The organism is Pseudomonas monachiensis (assembly GCF_047345015.1).
GTDB lineage: Bacteria > Pseudomonadota > Gammaproteobacteria > Pseudomonadales > Pseudomonadaceae > Aquipseudomonas > Aquipseudomonas monachiensis.
The window spans coordinates 5939682-5958257 of the sequence record NZ_CP178857.1; the positions used below are offsets into that span (position 1 = coordinate 5939682).

General features: G+C 60.3%; 19 protein-coding genes. 9 read left to right on the forward strand and 10 right to left on the reverse strand.

What is annotated here, in order from left to right:
- The first annotated feature begins 13 nt into the window (after positions 1-13).
- Positions 14-619, forward strand: a complete 606-nt coding sequence (locus tag ACMDB8_RS26795) for a 5-formyltetrahydrofolate cyclo-ligase (RefSeq protein ID WP_008048703.1) — start codon at positions 14-16, stop codon at positions 617-619.
- Between the two features lie 35 nt (positions 620-654).
- Here ACMDB8_RS26795 and ACMDB8_RS26800 read toward each other — a convergent pair whose 3' ends face one another.
- A complete protein-coding gene (locus ACMDB8_RS26800) occupies positions 655-810 on the reverse strand; it encodes a hypothetical protein (protein WP_007982896.1) in 156 nt (51 codons plus the stop codon).
- Between the two features lie 195 nt (positions 811-1005).
- Here ACMDB8_RS26800 and ACMDB8_RS26805 point away from each other — a divergent pair, with 195 nt between their 5' ends.
- Positions 1006-1458 carry an EVE domain-containing protein gene (locus tag ACMDB8_RS26805; RefSeq protein WP_056726392.1) on the forward strand — a complete coding sequence of 151 codons (453 nt, stop codon included), beginning with the start codon at positions 1006-1008 and terminating at the stop codon, positions 1456-1458.
- Between the two features lie 142 nt (positions 1459-1600).
- Here ACMDB8_RS26805 and ACMDB8_RS26810 read toward each other — a convergent pair whose 3' ends face one another.
- Positions 1601-2008, reverse strand: a complete 408-nt coding sequence (locus ACMDB8_RS26810; RefSeq protein ID WP_056726391.1) for a flagellar basal body-associated protein FliL — start codon at positions 2006-2008, stop codon at positions 1601-1603.
- 150 nt (positions 2009-2158) lie between these two features.
- Here ACMDB8_RS26810 and ACMDB8_RS26815 point away from each other — a divergent pair, with 150 nt between their 5' ends.
- Entirely contained in the window at positions 2159-3136 is a 978-nt protein-coding gene (locus ACMDB8_RS26815) for an NADPH:quinone oxidoreductase family protein (RefSeq protein WP_056726390.1), read from the forward strand.
- 51 nt (positions 3137-3187) lie between these two features.
- Here the strand turns inward: ACMDB8_RS26815 and ACMDB8_RS26820 are convergent, their stop codons facing one another.
- On the reverse strand, positions 3188-3802 hold the full coding sequence (locus ACMDB8_RS26820) for an energy transducer TonB (protein ID WP_056726389.1): 615 nt from the start codon (positions 3800-3802) through the stop codon (positions 3188-3190).
- Between the two features lie 326 nt (positions 3803-4128).
- Here ACMDB8_RS26820 and glpT point away from each other — a divergent pair, with 326 nt between their 5' ends.
- Positions 4129-5478 carry a glycerol-3-phosphate transporter gene (gene glpT / locus ACMDB8_RS26825; RefSeq protein ID WP_008048696.1) on the forward strand — a complete coding sequence of 450 codons (1350 nt, stop codon included), beginning with the start codon at positions 4129-4131 and terminating at the stop codon, positions 5476-5478.
- Here the strand turns inward: glpT and ACMDB8_RS26830 are convergent.
- The 7 genes from ACMDB8_RS26830 to ACMDB8_RS26860 form a co-directional block, all read right to left on the reverse strand.
- Positions 5454-6122 (reverse strand): gamma-glutamylcyclotransferase, encoded by a 669-nt coding sequence (locus tag ACMDB8_RS26830; protein WP_056726388.1) that lies wholly within the window; start codon positions 6120-6122, stop codon positions 5454-5456. The two genes, glpT and ACMDB8_RS26830, sit on opposite strands and share 25 nt — an antisense overlap.
- Before the next feature lie 219 nt (positions 6123-6341).
- Positions 6342-7310 (reverse strand): CDP-6-deoxy-delta-3,4-glucoseen reductase, encoded by a 969-nt coding sequence (locus ACMDB8_RS26835; protein WP_056726387.1) that lies wholly within the window; start codon positions 7308-7310, stop codon positions 6342-6344.
- On the reverse strand, positions 7310-8776 hold the full coding sequence (gene ubiD, locus ACMDB8_RS26840; protein ID WP_056726386.1) for a 4-hydroxy-3-polyprenylbenzoate decarboxylase: 1467 nt from the start codon (positions 8774-8776) through the stop codon (positions 7310-7312). The genes ACMDB8_RS26835 and ubiD overlap by 1 nt, the downstream gene beginning before the upstream one ends.
- A gap of 70 nt (positions 8777-8846) precedes the next feature.
- Positions 8847-10832 carry an acyltransferase family protein gene (locus ACMDB8_RS26845; RefSeq protein WP_223541298.1) on the reverse strand — a complete coding sequence of 662 codons (1986 nt, stop codon included), beginning with the start codon at positions 10830-10832 and terminating at the stop codon, positions 8847-8849.
- A gap of 197 nt (positions 10833-11029) precedes the next feature.
- Complete coding sequence (gene rho, locus ACMDB8_RS26850) at positions 11030-12289, reverse strand: transcription termination factor Rho (protein WP_046039047.1); 1260 nt, start codon at positions 12287-12289, stop codon at positions 11030-11032.
- 248 nt (positions 12290-12537) lie between these two features.
- On the reverse strand, positions 12538-12867 hold the full coding sequence (gene trxA, locus ACMDB8_RS26855; protein WP_003206727.1) for a thioredoxin TrxA: 330 nt from the start codon (positions 12865-12867) through the stop codon (positions 12538-12540).
- A gap of 120 nt (positions 12868-12987) precedes the next feature.
- Complete coding sequence (locus ACMDB8_RS26860; RefSeq protein ID WP_056726675.1) at positions 12988-13695, reverse strand: FadR/GntR family transcriptional regulator; 708 nt, start codon at positions 13693-13695, stop codon at positions 12988-12990.
- 256 nt (positions 13696-13951) lie between these two features.
- Between ACMDB8_RS26860 and ACMDB8_RS26865 the strand changes: the two genes are divergently transcribed.
- From ACMDB8_RS26865 to ppx, 5 genes are all read left to right on the forward strand, one after another.
- Entirely contained in the window at positions 13952-14737 is a 786-nt protein-coding gene (locus ACMDB8_RS26865; protein WP_056726385.1) for a transporter substrate-binding domain-containing protein, read from the forward strand.
- A 22-nt stretch (positions 14738-14759) separates the two neighbouring features.
- Positions 14760-15428, forward strand: coding sequence for an amino acid ABC transporter permease (locus ACMDB8_RS26870; RefSeq protein WP_046039042.1), 669 nt, complete (start codon positions 14760-14762; stop codon positions 15426-15428).
- The gene (locus ACMDB8_RS26875; RefSeq protein ID WP_056726384.1) at positions 15425-16075 is read left to right on the forward strand and encodes an amino acid ABC transporter permease; all 651 of its coding nucleotides are present in this window, start codon (positions 15425-15427) and stop codon (positions 16073-16075) included. Before ACMDB8_RS26870 ends, ACMDB8_RS26875 begins: the two co-directional genes overlap by 4 nt.
- Positions 16062-16799, forward strand: a complete 738-nt coding sequence (locus ACMDB8_RS26880; protein ID WP_056726383.1) for an amino acid ABC transporter ATP-binding protein — start codon at positions 16062-16064, stop codon at positions 16797-16799. Before ACMDB8_RS26875 ends, ACMDB8_RS26880 begins: the two co-directional genes overlap by 14 nt.
- Before the next feature lie 234 nt (positions 16800-17033).
- Positions 17034-18536, forward strand: a complete 1503-nt coding sequence (gene ppx / locus ACMDB8_RS26885) for an exopolyphosphatase (RefSeq protein WP_056726382.1) — start codon at positions 17034-17036, stop codon at positions 18534-18536.
- Positions 18537-18576: the final 40 nt, after the last annotated feature.

Genomic DNA, 18576 nt, shown 5'->3' on the forward strand with positions numbered 1-18576 from the left:
GAAGCCCGAATACATGACCGAACCTGCGCTGCTCCCCCGCCCGCAACTTCGACGCATGCTGCGCAAGGCCCGCCGCGCACTGACTCCCAGTCAGCAACGCCAGGCCGCTCGCGGACTGTACAAGCAATTGGCCCAGCAACCGCTGTTCCGCCGCGCCCGGCACATCTCGCTCTACCTGCCCACCGACGGTGAAATCGATCCACGCCTGTTGCTGCGCGCCGCGCAACGCCGGGGCAAGGCCACCTATCTACCGGTGCTGAGCGCCTGGCCGCGAACCAAAATGGTGTTCCAGCGCATCCGACCCGGGGAAAAACTCAAACCCAACCGCTTCCGTATTCTCGAACCACGGGCCAACCTCGCCCGGCAGCGCAAGATCTGGGCACTGGATCTGGTGCTGTTGCCATTGGTGGGTTTTGACGATGTCGGCGGGCGCCTGGGGATGGGCGGTGGCTTCTACGACCGCAGCCTGGCCTACCTGGCGCGACGAAACGACTGGCGCAAGCCGACGCTGTTGGGGCTGGCCCATGAATGTCAGAAAGTGGCGCGATTGGCTCAGGCGAGCTGGGATGTGCCGCTGCAAGGAACGGTGACAGACAAGGCCTGGTATTACGCAGGCTAGACGCCACTTCGATCAGTGGCGCCGAGGCAACAGGATCAGCGCTTGAAGGCGGTCGACTGTTGCTGCAATTGGGCGAGTTCGACCGGTGCATCGGTCTTGTTGGCCCACAGGCTTTGGGCATAGCCAGTGGTTACGACGCCAAGGCCAAACAAAATGACCAAAATCCATAGTAAATCCGGTTTGCGTTTCATCGATTGCCCCCCAAAGGCACATCAACACGATGACAGCAGCGGTTTCCGTTTGTAGGCCGTGCAGCAGCGTCAAGCTCTAAAGGCCGGCATTTTGCGACAACGTGAACCGCTGCGCAAATGCTGACGTCAACCGACTGTCGGTTTGTCATAAAATCGCCGACAAGCTGCTCAATCACCACGCAAGGAGCAACAGACATGGCCTATTGGCTGATGAAGTCCGAGCCCGACGAACTCTCGATCAAGGGGCTGGAAAAGCTCGGCAAAGCGCGCTGGGACGGGGTTCGCAACTATCAGGCACGCAATTTCCTGCGGACCATGGCGGTGGGGGATGAGTTCTTTTTCTATCATTCCAGCTGCCCTGAGCCGGGCATCGCCGGAATCGGCAAGATTGTCGAAGCCGCGTATCCGGACCCGACGGCGCTGGAGCCAGAGAGCCATTATTTCGACCCTAAGGCCACCCCGGACAAAAACGCCTGGAGCGCGATCGATGTCGAGCATGTCGAGACCTTTGCCCGGGTGCTGAAACTGGATTATCTGAAACAGCAGACGGCACTGGCCGGGTTGCCGCTGGTGCAGAAAGGCTCGCGGCTGTCGGTGATGCCGGTGACGGCGGAGCAGTGGGCAGCGGTGGTTGCGCTCAAGCCGTAGGATTTGCAGCGTCTTTCAGAACGCCTTCGCGGGCAAGCCCGCTCCCACAGTGGATTTGTGTTGGAACATGATCATAAGTCCACCACGGAACCCTGTGGGAGCGGGCTTGCTCGCGAAGAGGCCCGTCAGGACAGCGAGAGTCTTATTGGATGATCAGGTTGTTGAACAACAAATCCTCAACCACCGGCTTACCGGTTTCGTCGTTCATCACCTGCTGGGTCTGCTTCAACGCTTCCTGACGCAGCTTTTCCTTGGCCTCGACATTGTTCATCGTCTCGGTGGTCTGCTGGGCGAACAGCGCGACCAATTGATTGCGGATCAACGGCTCATTGGCCTTCACCGCCTTGGCGGCTTCGTCACCGGTTACCCGCAACGCCACATCGGCCTTGTAGACCTTCAGTTTCGGCGTGCCATCCAGCCCGTAGTTACCCACGAACGGCGGGCTCAGGGTGATGTAACTGACTTTCGGCGCTGCATCTTCCCTGGCTTCTTCGGCCACCGCTGCCACAGGCAGGGACAGGGCCAGCATCAACATGATCCACGCTTTCACAATTCGCTCCTTATCCGGTTTGCGGCCTAGCATAACGACCCGCCACGCCAGCACAAGCTTATGGCTGACTATCAGGGTCGGGCATGCTCGTTGACCCATCGACCCACACACCTACACTTATCGGCCATCACTCCCAAAGGAATAGCCCTGATGAAAGCCGTGCTGTGCAAAGCCTTCGGCCCTGCCGAATCGCTGGTGCTGGAAGACGTCGCCAGTCCTGTCGCAAAGAAGAACGAAATCCTGCTGGACGTGCACGCCGCCGGGGTGAACTTCCCCGACACGTTGATCATCGAGGGCAAATACCAGTTCAAGCCGCCCTTCCCGTTTTCACCGGGCGGTGAAGCGGCCGGCGTGGTCAGCGCAGTGGGCGAAAAGGTCAGCCACCTGAAAGTCGGTGACCGGGTCATGGCCCTGACCGGCTGGGGCAGCTTTGCCGAGCAGGTCGCTGTACCGGGTTACAACGCGCTGCCGATCCCGCCATCGATGGACTTCAACACTGCCGCCGCCTTCAGCATGACCTACGGCACCTCGATGCACGCCCTCAAGCAGCGCGGTAACCTGCAGCCGGGCGAAACCCTGCTGGTGCTTGGTGCCTCCGGTGGTGTCGGCCTGGCGGCGGTGGAAATCGGCAAAGCCATGGGCGCCCGGGTGATCGCCGCGGCCAGCAGCGCAGAGAAACTCGCCGTGGCCAAGGCCGCCGGTGCCGACGAACTGATCAACTACAGCGAAACCAGCCTCAAGGACGAAATCAAGCGCCTGACCGACGGCCAGGGTGCCGACGTGATCTACGACCCGGTCGGCGGCGACCTGTTCGACCAGGCGATCCGCGCCATCGCCTGGAACGGCCGCCTGCTGGTGGTCGGCTTCGCCAGCGGGCGCATTCCCGAGTTGCCGGTCAACCTGGCCCTGCTCAAGGGTGCGGCGGTGCTCGGCGTGTTCTGGGGCTCGTTCGCCCAACGTCAGCCGCAAGACAATGCGGCAAACTTCCAGCAGTTGTTTGGCTGGTTTGCCGAAGGCAAGCTCAAGCCGCTGGTGTCTCAGGTGTATCCGCTGAGCAATGCGGCGCAGGCGATCAATGACCTTGGCCAGCGTAAAGCGGTGGGGAAAGTGGTGGTGCAGGTTCGCTGAATCTCTATCTGCAATAAAAGCGCGGCCATTTAGCCGCGCTCTTTCTTGCCGTCAAAGCAACACCCGAATCTCCTCCGGCAAAAACCGCACATACCGACTTGCCGGATGTGCGCTACACCGCTGCACAATCGAACGCACGCTGGCATTGAGCCTGGCGATCAGAGCCAGACGTTTCTCTTCCGGCAATTGCGTCGGTGAAAGCGAGTGGGTCAGGTAACTGCGAGTCCAGCTGAAAACCGGCAGGTCCACCCACGAGGAAGTGGCGATGTTCAACGATGCCCGTGCGATAGCACTGCATTTCAGCCGCTCCAATTCCTTGTTGACGTGGAAGGGATGATCTCTGTCCAGCCTGTACTCCATAGGTGCGACCACGATGATTTGTGCAGGCTGATCCTTGGTAACTGTCCACGGCTTGAATCGCCATTGGTTGACTGCGGCCAATGATGCCTCTTCGAGTTCGGGATGCACACTTTGCGCAATCACGGCATTACTGACTGATCCATCGGCCTTCACAATCATGCTGACACGCACCATCCCGGTGACACCCGCCCTATGCAGCGCCATTGGATAAACCGGCTTCGGATTATTCTCGGGAATCAGGAACACCTCCCCGGCCCTGACATCTAGGGACACCACCAACAACAGCACGCATACCCACCACCGCATGTCCCTCTCCCTTCGCCTACAACGCCAGACCTGGCAACAGCACAAAGGTTAAGGCGCTGAGTCATTCGGCATAACGCCATGACTTCTGCTTTAAACGAAGGGCCTTTCCTAAAGACCTGCCCTATTTCAGGCACATCAAGCGCCTGCCAACCAAACAGGTAACGCTTCCTACAACGCCCCTCACTTACATCTGACCGACATGTTCATAAAGGAACGCGCGATATCCAACATTTCCGCTGTTTTGCCGATGAGAACCGGTGCTATTTTCGGTAACGAAACTGTAACATTCGTATCCGCAGTCAAAACAAGAAACCTGGAGCTCTTGAATGTTTGCTTTCTTTCGTCCTGCCGCACATCAGGCTCCATTGCCTGAAGAAAAAATAGACAGCACCTACCGACGCCTGCGCTGGCAGATTTTCGCCGGTATCTTCATCGGCTATGCCGGTTACTACCTGCTGCGCAAGAACTTCTCCCTGGCCATGCCGTACCTGATCGACGAGGGTTACTCCCGTGGCCAGCTGGGCCTGGCGATGTCTGCCATCGCGATTGCCTACGGCCTGTCGAAGTTTCTGATGGGCCTGGTGTCCGACCGTTCCAACCCGCGCTTCTTCCTGCCGTTCGGCCTATTGGTGTCGGCCGGAGTGATGTTCATTTTCGGTTTCGCACCCTGGGCGACGTCCAGCGTGACCATGATGTTCATTCTGCTGTTCATCAACGGCTGGGCGCAGGGCATGGGTTGGCCGCCAAGTGGCCGGACCATGGTGCACTGGTGGTCGCAGAAGGAACGTGGCGGCGTGGTGTCCGTGTGGAACGTGGCGCATAACGTCGGTGGTGGCCTGATCGGCCCGTTGTTCCTGATCGGCATGGGCCTGTTCAATGACTGGCACGCCGCGTTCTACGTGCCGGCAGCCGTGGCGCTGGCAGTAGCGGTGTTTGCCTTTGTGACCATGCGCGACACCCCGCAATCGGTTGGCCTGCCGCCGATCGAGCAATACAAGAACGACTACCCGGAAGGCTACGACGCCAGCCACGAAGAGGAATTCAGCGCCAAGGAAATTTTCGTCAAATACGTGCTGCGCAACAAAATGCTCTGGTACATCGCCCTGGCCAACGTCTTTGTCTATCTGCTGCGTTACGGCGTGCTGGACTGGGCGCCAACCTACCTCAAGGAGGCCAAGGGTTTCACTGTGGATAAAACCTCGTGGGCGTACTTCTTCTACGAGTGGGCAGGTATCCCGGGCACGCTGCTGTGCGGCTGGATGTCGGACAAGATCTTCCGGGGCAACCGTGGCCTGACCGGCATGGTGTTCATGGCGCTGGTGACGGTTGCGACGCTGGTTTACTGGCTCAACCCTGCCGGTAATCCGATGGTCGACATGATCGCGCTGCTTTCCATCGGCTTCCTGATCTACGGCCCGGTAATGCTGATCGGCCTGCAGGCGCTGGAACTGGCACCGAAGAAAGCTGCCGGTACGGCGGCGGGCTTTACCGGTCTGTTCGGCTACTTGGGCGGTTCGGTCGCGGCCAGTGCAGCGATGGGCTACACCGTGGACCATTTCGGCTGGGACGGCGGCTTCGTGCTGCTGGTCGGCGCCTGCCTGCTGGCGATGGCCTTCCTGGCCCCGACGCTACGGCACAAACAAATCGCCAGTCAGGGCCGCGAAGCACTCGCTTGATCGGCCGTTGATTTACAGCGCTTGAGCCGCGCCTCCAGATTCCGGTCTGGCATGGCGTGGCTGCGCAGGGCGTGCGCGGTCTGCTCGACATAATCGCGAGTGGTGCCGTAGCGCCCGCAGGCGTTTTCGAACACATGGCTCAGCACATGGTCCGGCAGGTTGCCGGCATAGCTGGGCAGGTGTCGCTCCAGAACGAATCCCAATGCCTGAACCTGACTGCCATCTTCGAGACGGCAGTTGAGCCAGTGCGGGCGGTAGGAAGGGAAAGGCATCTCGCGCTGCCATAGTGCGTAGAGCGAGGCTTCGAGTTGCTCTTCGGGCAAGCGATAGGCGAAACCGCTGCAAGAACCGCCGCGATCCAGGCCAAACACCAGGCCAGGCATTTCCGGTGTGCCGCGATGTTCGTGGGACCACAGGTACAACCCGCGATGGTAGCCATGCACCCGGCCGCGAACCCGCTCAACCGCCGTGCACTCAGGGCGCCAGATCAGTGAACCATACGCAAACAACCAGACCGGCCCACCTTTGTGGCGCGCCATGGTCGATTGCATCGAGCCGAGCAGTTGTTCGTGCGTGAGCTGCGGCCCCAGATCGAGCCGCGGAGGGTAAGCCAGATTCAAAAAAGCAGATTCAATGGCGCTCATGGCGAATAGCGTTCAGCTCCCCGCGAGTGAAGAATTACTTAATAGAACGCACAGCTGTAACAATAAGGCACATAAGTTTTAAGGCAATTTGAATGCCATGGCACCGTACTTATTTAAATGCCTGAACGACATATAACCTACCGACATTTATAAAAGTTTATAAATGCCGATTGGCTATATATAGAGTTATAACGAAAGAGCGCGGATCAAGATCGCGGCTCAAGGGCGCGGCGCATACGCAAAAACGTCGGCGCGCATCTGGTGGGCGTCCATCCCCGCTTCCACCAGCGCATCCAGCGTGCCGTAGACCATGGCCGGAGAGCCGCTGGCGTACACGTGCAGCGGCTTGAGGTCAGGGAAGTCTTCACAGACCGCTTCATGCAACATGCCGCACCGCCCTCCCCAACCGCATTGATCGCTGACGACCTTGTGCAGGAACAGGTTGGGCAGCTTCAGCCATTCGTCCCAATGCTCGATTTGATAAAAATCTTCAGGACGACGCACGCCCCAATACAGATGCACCGGGTGCTTGAACCCCGAGGCCCGGCAATGCTCGATCAGACTGTGGATCTGGCCCATGCCGGTACCAGCGGCGATCAGCACGAGAGGACCGTCCGGCAACTCCTCCAGGTGGGTATCGCCAAACGGCAATTCGACCCGCACCATGCTGTTGCGCTGGAGCTGTTCGATCAGGCTCAGCGCACTGGATTCGCGCGCCAGTACGTGGATTTCCAGGTCGCGCCCCGCATGCGGGGCCGAGGCGAGGGAGAAGGCGGACTTTTCGCCGTTCTCGCGCTCGATCATCAAGTACTGGCCGGCGTGGTAGCGCGGTGGTTTACCGGCCGGAGCCCGCAGACGCACGCGCCAGGTGTCGCCGCCCACCCCCTTGCACTCAATGACCTGACACGACACGCTGCGCACCGGCAGTTCTCCCAGCGCGAGCACGCCATCCCACAGCACGATGCAGTCTTCCAGCGGCTCTGCTATGCAAGTGTAGAACTCGCCATGGTCGCGCACATTGCCGGCCTGCTCGACCCGGCCTTCCACCAGCAGCGCCGCGCACACGTGGCAATTGCCGTTGCGGCAGCTTTGCGGGCATTCGTAGCCCAGACGTCGTGCGCCATCGAGAATCCGCTCGCCGGGCAATATCTCAAGCACTGCTCCGGAGGGCTGCAAGGTTACACGCATCAATCTATTCCTAACTGATTCCAGATGGCATCGATCCGCTGGGTCACGGCATCGTCCTTGACGATGACCCGGCCCCATTCGCGGGTAGTTTCGCCCGGCCATTTATGCGTGGCATCAAGGCCCATTTTCGACCCCAGGCCGGACACCGGCGAGGCAAAGTCCAGGTAGTCGATCGGCGTGTTGTCGATCATCACCGTGTCGCGCTTGGGATCCATGCGCGTGGTGATGGCCCAGACCACGTCGTTCCAGTCCCGGGCGTTGATATCGTCGTCGGTGACGATAACGAATTTGGTGTACATGAACTGTCGCAAAAACGACCAGACACCCAGCATTACCCGCTTGGCGTGGCCCGGATACGACTTCTTCATGGTCACGATGGCCATGCGGTACGAGCAGCCTTCGGGTGGCAGGTAGAAATCGGTGATCTCCGGGAACTGCTTCTGCAGGATCGGCACAAACACTTCGTTCAACGCCACGCCGAGGATCGCCGGCTCATCCGGCGGACGGCCGGTGTAGGTGCTGTGATAGATCGGCTTGATCCGATGGGTGATGCGCTCGACGGTGAACACCGGGAAGCTGTCGACTTCATTGTAGTAACCGGTGTGGTCGCCGTATGGGCCTTCATCGGCCATCTCGCCCGGATGGATTACGCCTTCGAGGATGATTTCGGCGGTGGCCGGCACTTGCAGGTCGTTGCCGCGGCACTTCACCAGCTCAGTGCGGTTACCGCGCAACAGGCCGGCGAAGGCGTATTCGGAAAGGCTGTCGGGCACCGGGGTCACGGCACCGAGGATGGTCGCCGGGTCCGCACCCAGGGCCACGGAAACCGGGAACGGCTGGCCCGGGTGCTTCTCGCACCACTCGCGGTAATCCAGCGCGCCGCCACGGTGGCTCAGCCAGCGCATGATGACTTTGTTGCGACCAATCACCTGCTGACGATAAATGCCGAGGTTCTGGCGATCCTTGTTCGGGCCTTTGGTGACGGTCAGGCCCCAGGTGATCAGCGGGCCGACATCGCCCGGCCAGCAGGTCTGTACCGGCAGCATGGCCAGGTCGACGTCGTCGCCTTCGATGACCACTTCCTGGCACACCGCGTCCTTGACGACTTTCGGCGCCATCGAAATGATCTTGCGGAAGATCGGCAGCTTGGACCAGGCATCCTTCAAGCCTTTCGGCGGCTCGGGCTCCTTGAGGAACGCAAGCAGCTTGCCGATTTCGCGCAGCTCGCTGACCGACTCGGCACCCATGCCCATGGCGACCCGCTCGGGGGTGCCGAACAGGTTGCCGAGCACCGGGATGTCATAGCCTGTCGGCTTTTCGAACAACAGCGCCGGGCCTTTGGCACGCAGTGTGCGATCACACACCTCGGTCATCTCCAGCACTGGAGAGACGGGGATCTGGATGCGTTTCAACTCTCCGCGCTGCTCAAGCTGCTGCACGAAATCCCGAAGATCCTTGAATTTCATTTGATGATGGCACCCGAAAAATAGGCGTACATCCTACCTGCTCTGCTGGCCGCTGGCAGCTTATCGCTGCTTATCTGGATGCATTACCCCGGGTTTGCCCCGGCTGCAGACTGACAAACAGCGGTTCGAGGATCGGCGCCACGAACCGCGCACCGACTTCCGAGAGGTGATTGTCATCGGTGTACAACGAGTAGCCGCTGCGTTCGGCGCGGCACAGGCCGCTCGCGTCACACAGCCTTGGCGCCGGGTCCACCACCTGTACCGCCGGGTCTTGCGCCAGTTGTGCAAACAATCGACTGATGAATGCCTGGCGCTTGTGGTGCTCTGCGAGCGCCAGCCCGACATCGTCGACCGGGCGGTCCAGCATTGCCAGGCGGGTGAGGCGATACGGAGGGCTGAAGGCCTGCAACGGCACCTCTTTTACCAGCCAGACCCGATGCCCGCCTGCACGCAATTGCGCGACTCGTGCACGCAAGCCATCGGCCAGACGTTGTTCGGCGCTGGCGCGGTCGTAGTGCCCGTCAGCGCTTTTCAGTGCGTGGCCCAAGTCACCTTTGCCGTCGCCATAGAGGTACAGGCTCCAGTGCGCGACCAACACCACATCGCCGACAGCTTGCGGCATCAAGGCCTGTTCAACGCGCCGGTTGAACCGCGCACAACGCGCATCGTGCTCCAGGCCATCGACTGGCAAACAACCAGCAGAACTGGCGAGGATCACGTTGACGCCATGGGCCTTGGCACCCTCGTCGAAAACCGGAATCAACGCCGTGGCATGGCTATCGCCCCAGACAAGCGCTGGGGGCAGGCGATTTTGTGCGCCATAACGGCAGAACAACTTGTCATCCGGCGTCTTGTCATCGGCCAGGCAGGCCATCAGCTCCGGTCGCCATTCGCGAGCCTTGGCGTATTGCAAGGCCTGGTCAGACAGACGCCACGGCAAGCCGTCGGTCCAGCGCAAGGTCTGCCCGGCCAGGCCGAGCACCAGGACACCGCATGCGCTGGCGAGCAGGATCTGCCGGCGTCCGGCAATCAGGCGACGCTCACGAAACGGGGTTTCGACAAATTTCCAGGACAGATAACCCAGCAACAGCGTCAGCAGAATCAACCCGGCACTGTCGAAAGCACTCGGCTCACCGACGCTGGCATAGCGGGAGAATACGAACACCGGCCAGTGCCACAGGTACCAGGAATAAGAAACCAGGCCGAGGCCGACCATTATCCGACTGCTCAAAAACTGACCAATCCAGGTTTCACGATGACCGTTGGCCAGAATCAGCAGCACCACACCCAGCACCGGCAACAACGCAGCAACGCCCGGGAATGGCGTGGCCTTGTCATAACCGAACACCGCCAGCAGGATCAGCACCATGCCCAGCAGGCTCAGCCACTGCGCCGCCATCGGCTTGAGACGCCACGCAGACTTGGGCGCGACCGCCAGCATCGCTCCGGCCAACAGCTCCCACGCACGCATCGGCAACAGGAAGAAGGCTTTTTCCGGATGATGGGCGACGGCCCACACGCTCAAGCCAAAGGACAGCAGCAATACGCCGAACAGCGTCAGTCGCCGATGCTTGAGACGGCTCGACAGCAGTGTCAGCAGCAACGGGAAGACGATGTAAAACTGCTCCTCCACGGCCAGCGACCAGGTGTGCAGCAGGGGTTTGAGATCGGAGGCGACATCGAAATAGCCGTCCTGGCGCATGAACAGGATGTTGGACACGAACATCACCTGGTAACGCACCGATCGCCCCAGCTCTTCGTAATCCTTCGGTGCCAGCAAAAACCAGCCGACCGCCAGCACCGCGATGATCATCGCGAACAACGCCGGCAAAATCCGCCGCGCACGCCGGGCCCAGAAATCGACAAAGCTGAATTGTCCGGCCTGGCGCTGATTCCAGATGATCGAGGTGATCAGGTAACCGGAAATCACGAAAAACACGTCCACGCCGACAAAGCCGCCGGTAAACCCCGGAACACCAAAATGAAACAGCACGACAGCGATCACCGCCACTGCGCGCAAGCCGTCGATATCCCGTCGATAAGCCAGTGAGCTCATAAACATTAAACCATTCAGATCGTTGTTTTCAGCGCGCTTGGGCATCGTCCCCGGAGATGACTGCAAACGCGCCTGGTTGAATTGCCAAGTAACTGACCTTGGCCAATCAAAAACCTCCCATGGCCCGGGCAAAAAAGTGCGGGCAAAAAAAATGGCGCCCCACCGGGGCGCCATTCTCTTGAACTCAACGGGCGATGTTACTTGCGTTTCATCGACAGGAAGAATTCGTCGTTGGTCTTGGTCGTTTTCAGCTTGTCGACCAGGAACTCGATGGCAGCCACTTCATCCATTGGGTGCAGCAGCTTGCGCAGGATCCACATGCGCTGCAGCTCGTCGTCGGCAGTCAGCAACTCTTCGCGGCGGGTGCCGGAACGGTTGATGTTGATGGCCGGGAAGACGCGCTTTTCAGCGATACGGCGATCCAGCGGCAGCTCCATGTTGCCGGTGCCTTTGAATTCCTCGTAGATCACTTCGTCCATCTTCGAGCCGGTTTCAACCAGCGCGGTGGCGATGATGGTCAGCGAGCCGCCTTCTTCGATGTTCCGCGCGGCGCCGAAGAAACGTTTCGGTTTCTCCAGGGCGTGGGCATCGACACCACCGGTCAGTACCTTGCCGGAGCTCGGGATCACGGTGTTGTAGGCACGGGCCAGACGGGTGATGGAGTCGAGCAGGATCACCACGTCTTTCTTGTGCTCGACCAGGCGCTTGGCCTTCTCGATCACCATTTCGGCAACCTGCACGTGGCGGGTTGGCGGCTCGTCGAACGTCGAGGCAACCACTTCGCCGCGCACGGTGCGCTGCATTTCGGTCACTTCTTCCGGACGTTCATCGATCAGCAATACGATCAGATGAACTTCAGGGTTGTTACGTGCGATGTTCGCCGCGATGTTCTGCAGCATGATCGTCTTGCCGGCTTTCGGCGGTGCAACGATCAGGCCGCGCTGGCCTTTGCCGATCGGGGCGCACAGGTCGATGACACGACCGGTCAAGTCTTCGGTGGAGCCGTTACCGGCTTCCATCTTCATGCGCACGGTCGGGAACAGCGGGGTCAGGTTCTCGAAGAGAATCTTGTTCTTCGCGTTTTCCGGACGGTCGTAGTTGATCGTGTCGACCTTGAGCAGCGCGAAATAACGCTCGCCTTCCTTTGGAGGGCGGATCTTGCCAACGATGGTGTCACCGGTGCGCAAGTTGAAGCGACGGATCTGGCTCGGCGAGACGTAGATATCGTCTGGGCCGGCGAGATAGGAAGCGTCAGCGGAGCGCAGGAAGCCGAAGCCGTCCTGGAGAATCTCCAGCACGCCATCACCGGAGATTTCCTCACCGCTTTTCGCGTGCTTCTTGAGCAGGGAGAAAATCACGTCCTGCTTGCGCGAACGGGCCATATTTTCTATGCCCATCTGTTCGGCCAATTCGAGCAGTTCGGTAATCGGCTTTTGCTTGAGTTCAGTCAGATTCATATAGGAATGACGTAATCATTTATGGAGGGGGGAAATTAAGCTTTTGGCTTAATGAGGCCGCGCCGCAGAGAAGGCGACAGGATCGCGTACTTATTCGAAAAGGAGTGCGTCGGCGACGGCTAGCAGGGGGCAATGGAGAAACCAGTGCGGGGCCGAATGTACCACCTGAGTTTAGGAGCGTCTAGCCCTGAATACGCAAAAAGCCCCGCTATTTTGCGGGGCTTTTTCAGGACACTTTGCAGCGACGCTTAGATGTTGGCGTCGAGGAAGGCAGCCAGTTGCGACTTCGACAGTGCGCCGACCTTGGTCGCTTCAACGTTGCCGTTCTTGAACAGCATCAGGGTCGGGATACCGCGCACGCCGTGCTTGGCCGGGGTTTCCTGGTTCTCGTCGATGTTCAGCTTGGCAACGGTCAGCTTGCCTTTGTAAGTCTCGGCAATTTCGTCCAGAACCGGAGCGATCATTTTGCAAGGGCCGCACCATTCAGCCCAGTAGTCGACCAGTACAGCGCCTTCGGCCTTGAGTACGTCGGCCTCGAAGCTAGCGTCGCTAACGTGTTTGATAAGATCGCTGCTCATGGAATTCTCCAGGTTGTAAGCAAAAAAACGTGGCCCATCATAGCGGTCCTTCCCTCGTTCAGGAAGGTGCAGATGATTGAGTCTCGCTATGGTGATTCATGAGTTTGGGTATAGCTCAGGTCATGAAGCGACGGGAGCGATGAACGCGATTCCGGTACGCAGCGCGGCATTGCGTACGTGCTCTTGCATAGCCTTTTGCGCGGCGCCAGACGCTCGACGGGCCAGCGCACGAAGGATTTTACGGTGTTCCTGCCAGGTTTCCATGGCACGTTCGACCCGGATGAACGGTAGCTTCTGACTCTCCAGGAAGATGTCGGCGCTGGCAGTCAGGATGCTCAGCATCGCCTGATTGCCGCTGGCCAGCAGGATGCGGCGGTGGAATTCGAAATCCAGGCGGGCCGCGGCTTCGAAGTCGCCGGACTTCAGTTCGTTACGCATGGCGGCGACATTGTCTTCCAGCGCATCCAGTTCGTCGGTGCTCAAGGTTACGGCCGCCAACCCCGCCGCAAACCCTTCCAGCGCATAGCGCAACTGGAAGATGTCCAGCGGCGAAGCCTGCGCCGCGAACGGCCAGCCCGGCGCTGCATCGCCACGCGGCAGCTCCACCGGCGACTGCACGAATACGCCTTTGCCCGGCTGGATGCTGATGACCCCCAGCGCACTCAGCGATGACAACGCCTCGCGCAGCGACGCCCGACTGACCCCCAGTTGCACCGCCAGGTCCCGTTGCGAAGGCAAGGCATCCCCCGGCCCGAAGCCCTGTTCGGTAATCAGTTTACGGATGGCTTGCAGCGCCACTTCAGGTACGGCGCGGGAGATCGAGTTCATGGTTTTCCAGACGAACCAGGCCAATGTGCGCTCAGTTGTAAAGCTATTCGCGACGCCCGGCAAGTCGTGCCCCATGGGGGTTCGGTGATTTTCACGGCTGCGCCATCGGGGTGCGAAACGCAACCCGACTGTTCAGACCAGTAAGACCGTACGACACCAGCAAAACCGCGCCCTGGCGCCCTCAAGACCCCATGTTGGCATGGCCCATGCTCTGTCGATCCGCAGAAATCACTTCTTGCCGATCCGGAGATTTGCCATGACCCAGCGTTACAGCGCCCTCCTCGCCGCCCTGTTTGCCAGCCTGATGCTGAACCAGGCACCCGCCCACGCCGACGGTCTGGAGGATGTGGTCAAGCGCGGCGTCCTCAAGGTGGCCGTGCCCCAGGACTTCCCGCCCTTCGGCTCGGTCGGCCCGGACATGAAACCCCGCGGCCTCGATATCGACACCGCGAAACTGCTGGCCGATCAGCTCAAGGTCAAGCTCGAACTGACCCCGGTCAACAGCACCAACCGCATCCCGTTCCTCACCACCGGCAAGGTCGACCTGGTGATCTCCAGCCTCGGCAAGAACCCGGAGCGCGAAAAAGTCATCGACTTCTCCCGTGCCTACGCACCGTTCTACCTCGCCGTGTTCGGTCCGCCAGACGCCGACATCAAGGGCCTGGACGATCTCAAGGGCAAAACCATCAGCGTCACCCGTGGTGCCATCGAAGACATCGAGCTGACCAAGGTCGCCCCCGAAGGCGTGGCCATCAAGCGTTTCGAAGACAACAACTCGACCATTGCCGCGTACCTGGCCGGGCAAGTCGACCTGATCGCCAGCGGCAACGTGGTGATGGTCGCGATCAGCGAGAAAAGCCCGAAACGCGTGCCGGCGCTGAAAGTGAAGCTCAAGGATTCGCCGGTCTACGTCGGCGTCAACAAGAACGAGCCGGCGCTGCTGGACAAGGTCAACCAGATCCTCGTGACCGCCAAGAGTGACGGCGCGCTGGAAAAGAACGCCCTGACCTGGCTGAAAGAGCCGTTGCCGGCCGATCTCTGATTCGGCGTGCTGGAGACGTTTTATGGCTTATCAGTTCGATTTCCTGCCGGTGGTGAACAACACCGACCTGTTGCTGCGCGGTGCGTTGTTCACCCTTGAGCTGACCGCCATCGGCGCTGTGCTCGGCGTGGGACTGGGCATCGTCGGGGCGCTGGTGCGGGCGTGGAACATTCGGCCTTTCGCGGGAATTTTCGCGGTCTACGTCGAGTTGATCCGCAACACGCCATTCCTGGTGCAGTTGTTTTTCATCTTCTTCGGCTTGCCGTCCCTGGGCGTGCAAATTTCCGAATGGCAGGCGGCGGTGCTGGCGATGGTCATCAACCTCGGCGCCTATTCCACCGAGATCATCCGCGCCGGCATCCAGGCGATCCCCCGGGGTCAGCTGGAAGCCGCGGCAGCACTGGCGATGACGCGCTTCGAGGCGTTCCGCCATGTGGTGCTGCTACCGGCCCTGGGCAAGGTCTGGCCGGCCCTGAGCAGCCAGATCATCATCGTCATGCTCGGCTCGGCGGTGTGTTCGCAGATTGCGACGGAGGAGCTGAGCTTCGCCGCCAACTTCATTCAATCGCGCAACTTCCGCGCCTTTGAAACCTATGCCCTGACTACCTTGCTCTATCTGTGCATGGCGCTGCTGATCCGCCAGTTGCTGAACTGGATAGGCCACCGCTTCATTGCAAGGAGCAGCCGATGAGCGACTTCACCTTCTGGGACATCGTGCGCAACCTGCTCATGGGACTGCAATGGACGCTGGCGCTGTCACTGGTGGCGTTCATTGGCGGCGGGCTGATTGGCTTGCTGATCATGGTCATGCGTATCTCGAAAAAATCCCTGCCGCGTAGTTTCGCCCGTACCTACATCGAACTGTTCCAGGGCACACCGCTATTGATGCAGCTGTTCCTGGTGTTTTTCGGCGTGGCATTGGCCGGGATAGAGATTTCGCCGTGGATGGCGGCGGCGATTGCACTGACGTTGTTCACCAGCGCTTATCTGGCGGAGATCTGGCGCGGTTGCGTCGATTCGATTCCAAACGGCCAATGGGAAGCCTCATCGAGTCTGGCGCTGACCCCTCTGGAGCAATTGCGCCATGTGATCCTGCCTCAGGCCCTGCGCATCGCCGTGGCGCCGACAGTGGGGTTTTCGGTGCAGGTGGTCAAAGGCACCGCCGTGACCTCGATCATCGGCTTCACCGAGTTGACCAAGACCGGCGGCATGCTCGCCAACGCCACCTTCGAACCCTTCATGGTCTACGGCCTCGTCGCCCTCGGCTATTTCCTGCTCTGCTACCCCTTGTCGCTCAGTGCGCGCTACCTGGAAAGGAGACTGCATGCCTCTGCTTAGAATTTCCGCCCTGCATAAATATTATGGCGATCACCATGTGCTCAAAGGCATCGACCTGAGCATCGAGGAAGGCCAGGTGGTGGCGATCATCGGTCGCAGCGGCTCGGGCAAGTCCACTTTGCTGCGCACCCTCAACGGCCTGGAGTCGATCAACGACGGCGTGATCGAAGTCGACGGCGAGTACCTCGACGCCGCCCGCGCCGACCTGCGCAGCCTGCGGCAGAAAGTCGGCATGGTGTTCCAGCAGTTCAACCTGTTCCCGCACCTGACCGTGGGTGAGAACGTCATGCTCGCGCCGCAAGTGGTGCAGAAAGTGCCGAAAGCCAAGGCCGCCGAATTGGCGCGGCAGATGCTGGAAAGGGTCGGGCTGGGGGAAAAGTTCGATGCCTTTCCTGATCGGCTGTCCGGTGGGCAGCAACAGCGGGTGGCGATTGCCCGGGCACTGGCGATGTCGCCGAAGGTTTTGCTGTGCGACGAAATCACCTCGGCGCTGGACCCGGAACTGGTCAATGAAGTGCTGAGCGTGGTCCGGCAACTGGCCAGCGAAGGCATGACGCTTATCATGGTCACCCACGAAATGCGCTTCGCCCGGGAGGTTGGGGACAAGTTGGTGTTCATGCACCAGGGTAAGGTGCATGAGGTTGGGGATCCGAAACTACTGTTCGCCAACCCCCAGACGGCGGAACTGGCGAATTTCATCGGGACGGTTGAGGCTGTGGGCTGATAGATCTTTGTTGACCGGAAGGCCGCCTTCGCGAGCAAGCCCGCTCCCACAGTTGACCGCGTTGTTACTGAGGTACGCGGTTAAATGTGGGAGCGGGCTTGCTCGCGAAGAGGCCATCAGCAGCACCGCAAATATTCCCGCGGCAGAAGATCGCAGCCTTCGACAGCTCCTACGCGTTGGCGCCAGCCTTTGATCGTGGCACGATGTCGAGGTTATCGACCGAGACCCCAGACCATGCCGCAATCCAAAGCCAAGAATCTGTCCCTGATCGCCGCAATCGACCTGGGCTCCAACAGTTTTCACATGGTCGTGGCCAAGGCCCAGAACGGCGAGATCCGTATTCTCGAGCGTCTCGGGGAGAAGGTTCAGCTGGCCGCCGGCATCGACGAAGAGCGCCATCTCAACGAAGAATCGATGCAGCGCGGGCTCGACTGCCTCAAGCGCTTCGCCCAACTGATCAGCGGCATGCCCACCGGCGCCGTGCGAATCGTGGGTACCAACGCCCTGCGTGAAGCCCGCAACCGCGCCGAATTCATCCGTCGCGCCGAAGAAATTCTCGGCCACCCGGTGGAAGTCATTTCCGGCCGTGAAGAAGCGCGCCTGATCTACCTCGGCGTGTCCCACACCCTCGCCGATACCCCCGGCAAGCGCCTGGTGGCCGACATCGGTGGCGGCAGTACCGAATTCATCATTGGCCAGCGCTTCGAGCCGCTGCTGCGCGAAAGCCTGCAGATGGGTTGCGTCAGCTACACCCAGCGCTATTTCAAGGACGGCAAGATCACTCCGGCCCGTTACGCCCAGGCGTACACTGCGGCGCGGCTGGAGATCATGAGCATCGAGCACGCCCTGCACCGCCTGACCTGGGATGAAGCCATCGGCTCCTCGGGCACCATCCGCGCCATCGGTCTGGCGCTGAAGGCCGGCGGCCACGGCACCGGCGAGGTCAACGCCGAAGGCCTGGCCTGGCTCAAGCGCAAACTGATCAAGCTGGGCGACGTCGAAAAAATCGATTTCGAAGGCATTAAACCGGATCGCCGGGCAATTTTTCCAGCGGGCCTGGCGATCCTCGAAGCCATCTTCGACTCCCTCGAACTGCAGCGCATGGACCACTGCGAAGGTGCCCTGCGCGAAGGCGTGCTCTATGACCTGCTGGGCCGTCATCATCACGAAGACGTGCGCGAACGTACGCTCACTTCGCTGATGGAGCGCTACCACGTCGATCAGGAACAGGCGGTACGGGTCGAGCGCAAGGCACTACATGCGTTCGACCAGGTGGCCGAGGATTGGGACCTGGAAGACGGCGTCTGGCGCGAACTGCTCGGCTGGGCGGCCAAGGTCCATGAGGTGGGCCTGGACATCGCTCACTACCAGTACCACAAGCACGGCGCCTACCTGATCGAGCACTCGGACCTCGCCGGGTTCTCCCGCGAAGACCAGTTGATGCTCGCACTGCTGGTACGCGGCCACCGACGCAACATTCCCAAGGACAAGTTCGCCGATTTCGGCGATGACGGCATCAAGCTGATTCGCCTGTGCGTGCTGCTGCGCTTTGCGATCCTGTTCCACCACATCCGTGGCACCCAGCAAATGCCCCAGGTGGAGCTGAACGCCCACGGCAATAGCCTCGAAGTGGTGTTCCCGGAGAACTGGCTGGACGAAAACCAGCTGACCCAGGCCGACTTCGAAATCGAAGCGCAATGGCTGACCCGGGTCGATATCGTGTTGAGCGCTCGCTGAAACTGAAAAAGGCCTTCTTCGGAAGGCCTTTTTTGTGCCG

Coding starts and splice junctions, on each gene's coding strand:
- ACMDB8_RS26795 (WP_008048703.1), top strand. CDS start 14: ATGACCGAACCTGCGCTGCTCCCCCGCCCGCAACTTCGACGCATGCTG.
- ACMDB8_RS26800 (WP_007982896.1), bottom strand. CDS start 810: ATGAAACGCAAACCGGATTTACTATGGATTTTGGTCATTTTGTTTGGC.
- ACMDB8_RS26805 (WP_056726392.1), top strand. CDS start 1,006: ATGGCCTATTGGCTGATGAAGTCCGAGCCCGACGAACTCTCGATCAAG.
- ACMDB8_RS26815 (WP_056726390.1), top strand. CDS start 2,159: ATGAAAGCCGTGCTGTGCAAAGCCTTCGGCCCTGCCGAATCGCTGGTG.
- ACMDB8_RS26820 (WP_056726389.1), bottom strand. CDS start 3,802: ATGCGGTGGTGGGTATGCGTGCTGTTGTTGGTGGTGTCCCTAGATGTC.
- glpT (WP_008048696.1), top strand. CDS start 4,129: ATGTTTGCTTTCTTTCGTCCTGCCGCACATCAGGCTCCATTGCCTGAA.
- ACMDB8_RS26830 (WP_056726388.1), bottom strand. CDS start 6,122: ATGAGCGCCATTGAATCTGCTTTTTTGAATCTGGCTTACCCTCCGCGG.
- ACMDB8_RS26835 (WP_056726387.1), bottom strand. CDS start 7,310: ATGCGTGTAACCTTGCAGCCCTCCGGAGCAGTGCTTGAGATATTGCCC.
- ubiD (WP_056726386.1), bottom strand. CDS start 8,776: ATGAAATTCAAGGATCTTCGGGATTTCGTGCAGCAGCTTGAGCAGCGC.
- ACMDB8_RS26845 (WP_223541298.1), bottom strand. CDS start 10,832: ATGAGCTCACTGGCTTATCGACGGGATATCGACGGCTTGCGCGCAGTG.
- rho (WP_046039047.1), bottom strand. CDS start 12,289: ATGAATCTGACTGAACTCAAGCAAAAGCCGATTACCGAACTGCTCGAA.
- trxA (WP_003206727.1), bottom strand. CDS start 12,867: ATGAGCAGCGATCTTATCAAACACGTTAGCGACGCTAGCTTCGAGGCC.
- ACMDB8_RS26860 (WP_056726675.1), bottom strand. CDS start 13,695: ATGAACTCGATCTCCCGCGCCGTACCTGAAGTGGCGCTGCAAGCCATC.
- ACMDB8_RS26865 (WP_056726385.1), top strand. CDS start 13,952: ATGACCCAGCGTTACAGCGCCCTCCTCGCCGCCCTGTTTGCCAGCCTG.
- ACMDB8_RS26870 (WP_046039042.1), top strand. CDS start 14,760: ATGGCTTATCAGTTCGATTTCCTGCCGGTGGTGAACAACACCGACCTG.
- ACMDB8_RS26875 (WP_056726384.1), top strand. CDS start 15,425: ATGAGCGACTTCACCTTCTGGGACATCGTGCGCAACCTGCTCATGGGA.
- ACMDB8_RS26880 (WP_056726383.1), top strand. CDS start 16,062: ATGCCTCTGCTTAGAATTTCCGCCCTGCATAAATATTATGGCGATCAC.
- ppx (WP_056726382.1), top strand. CDS start 17,034: ATGCCGCAATCCAAAGCCAAGAATCTGTCCCTGATCGCCGCAATCGAC.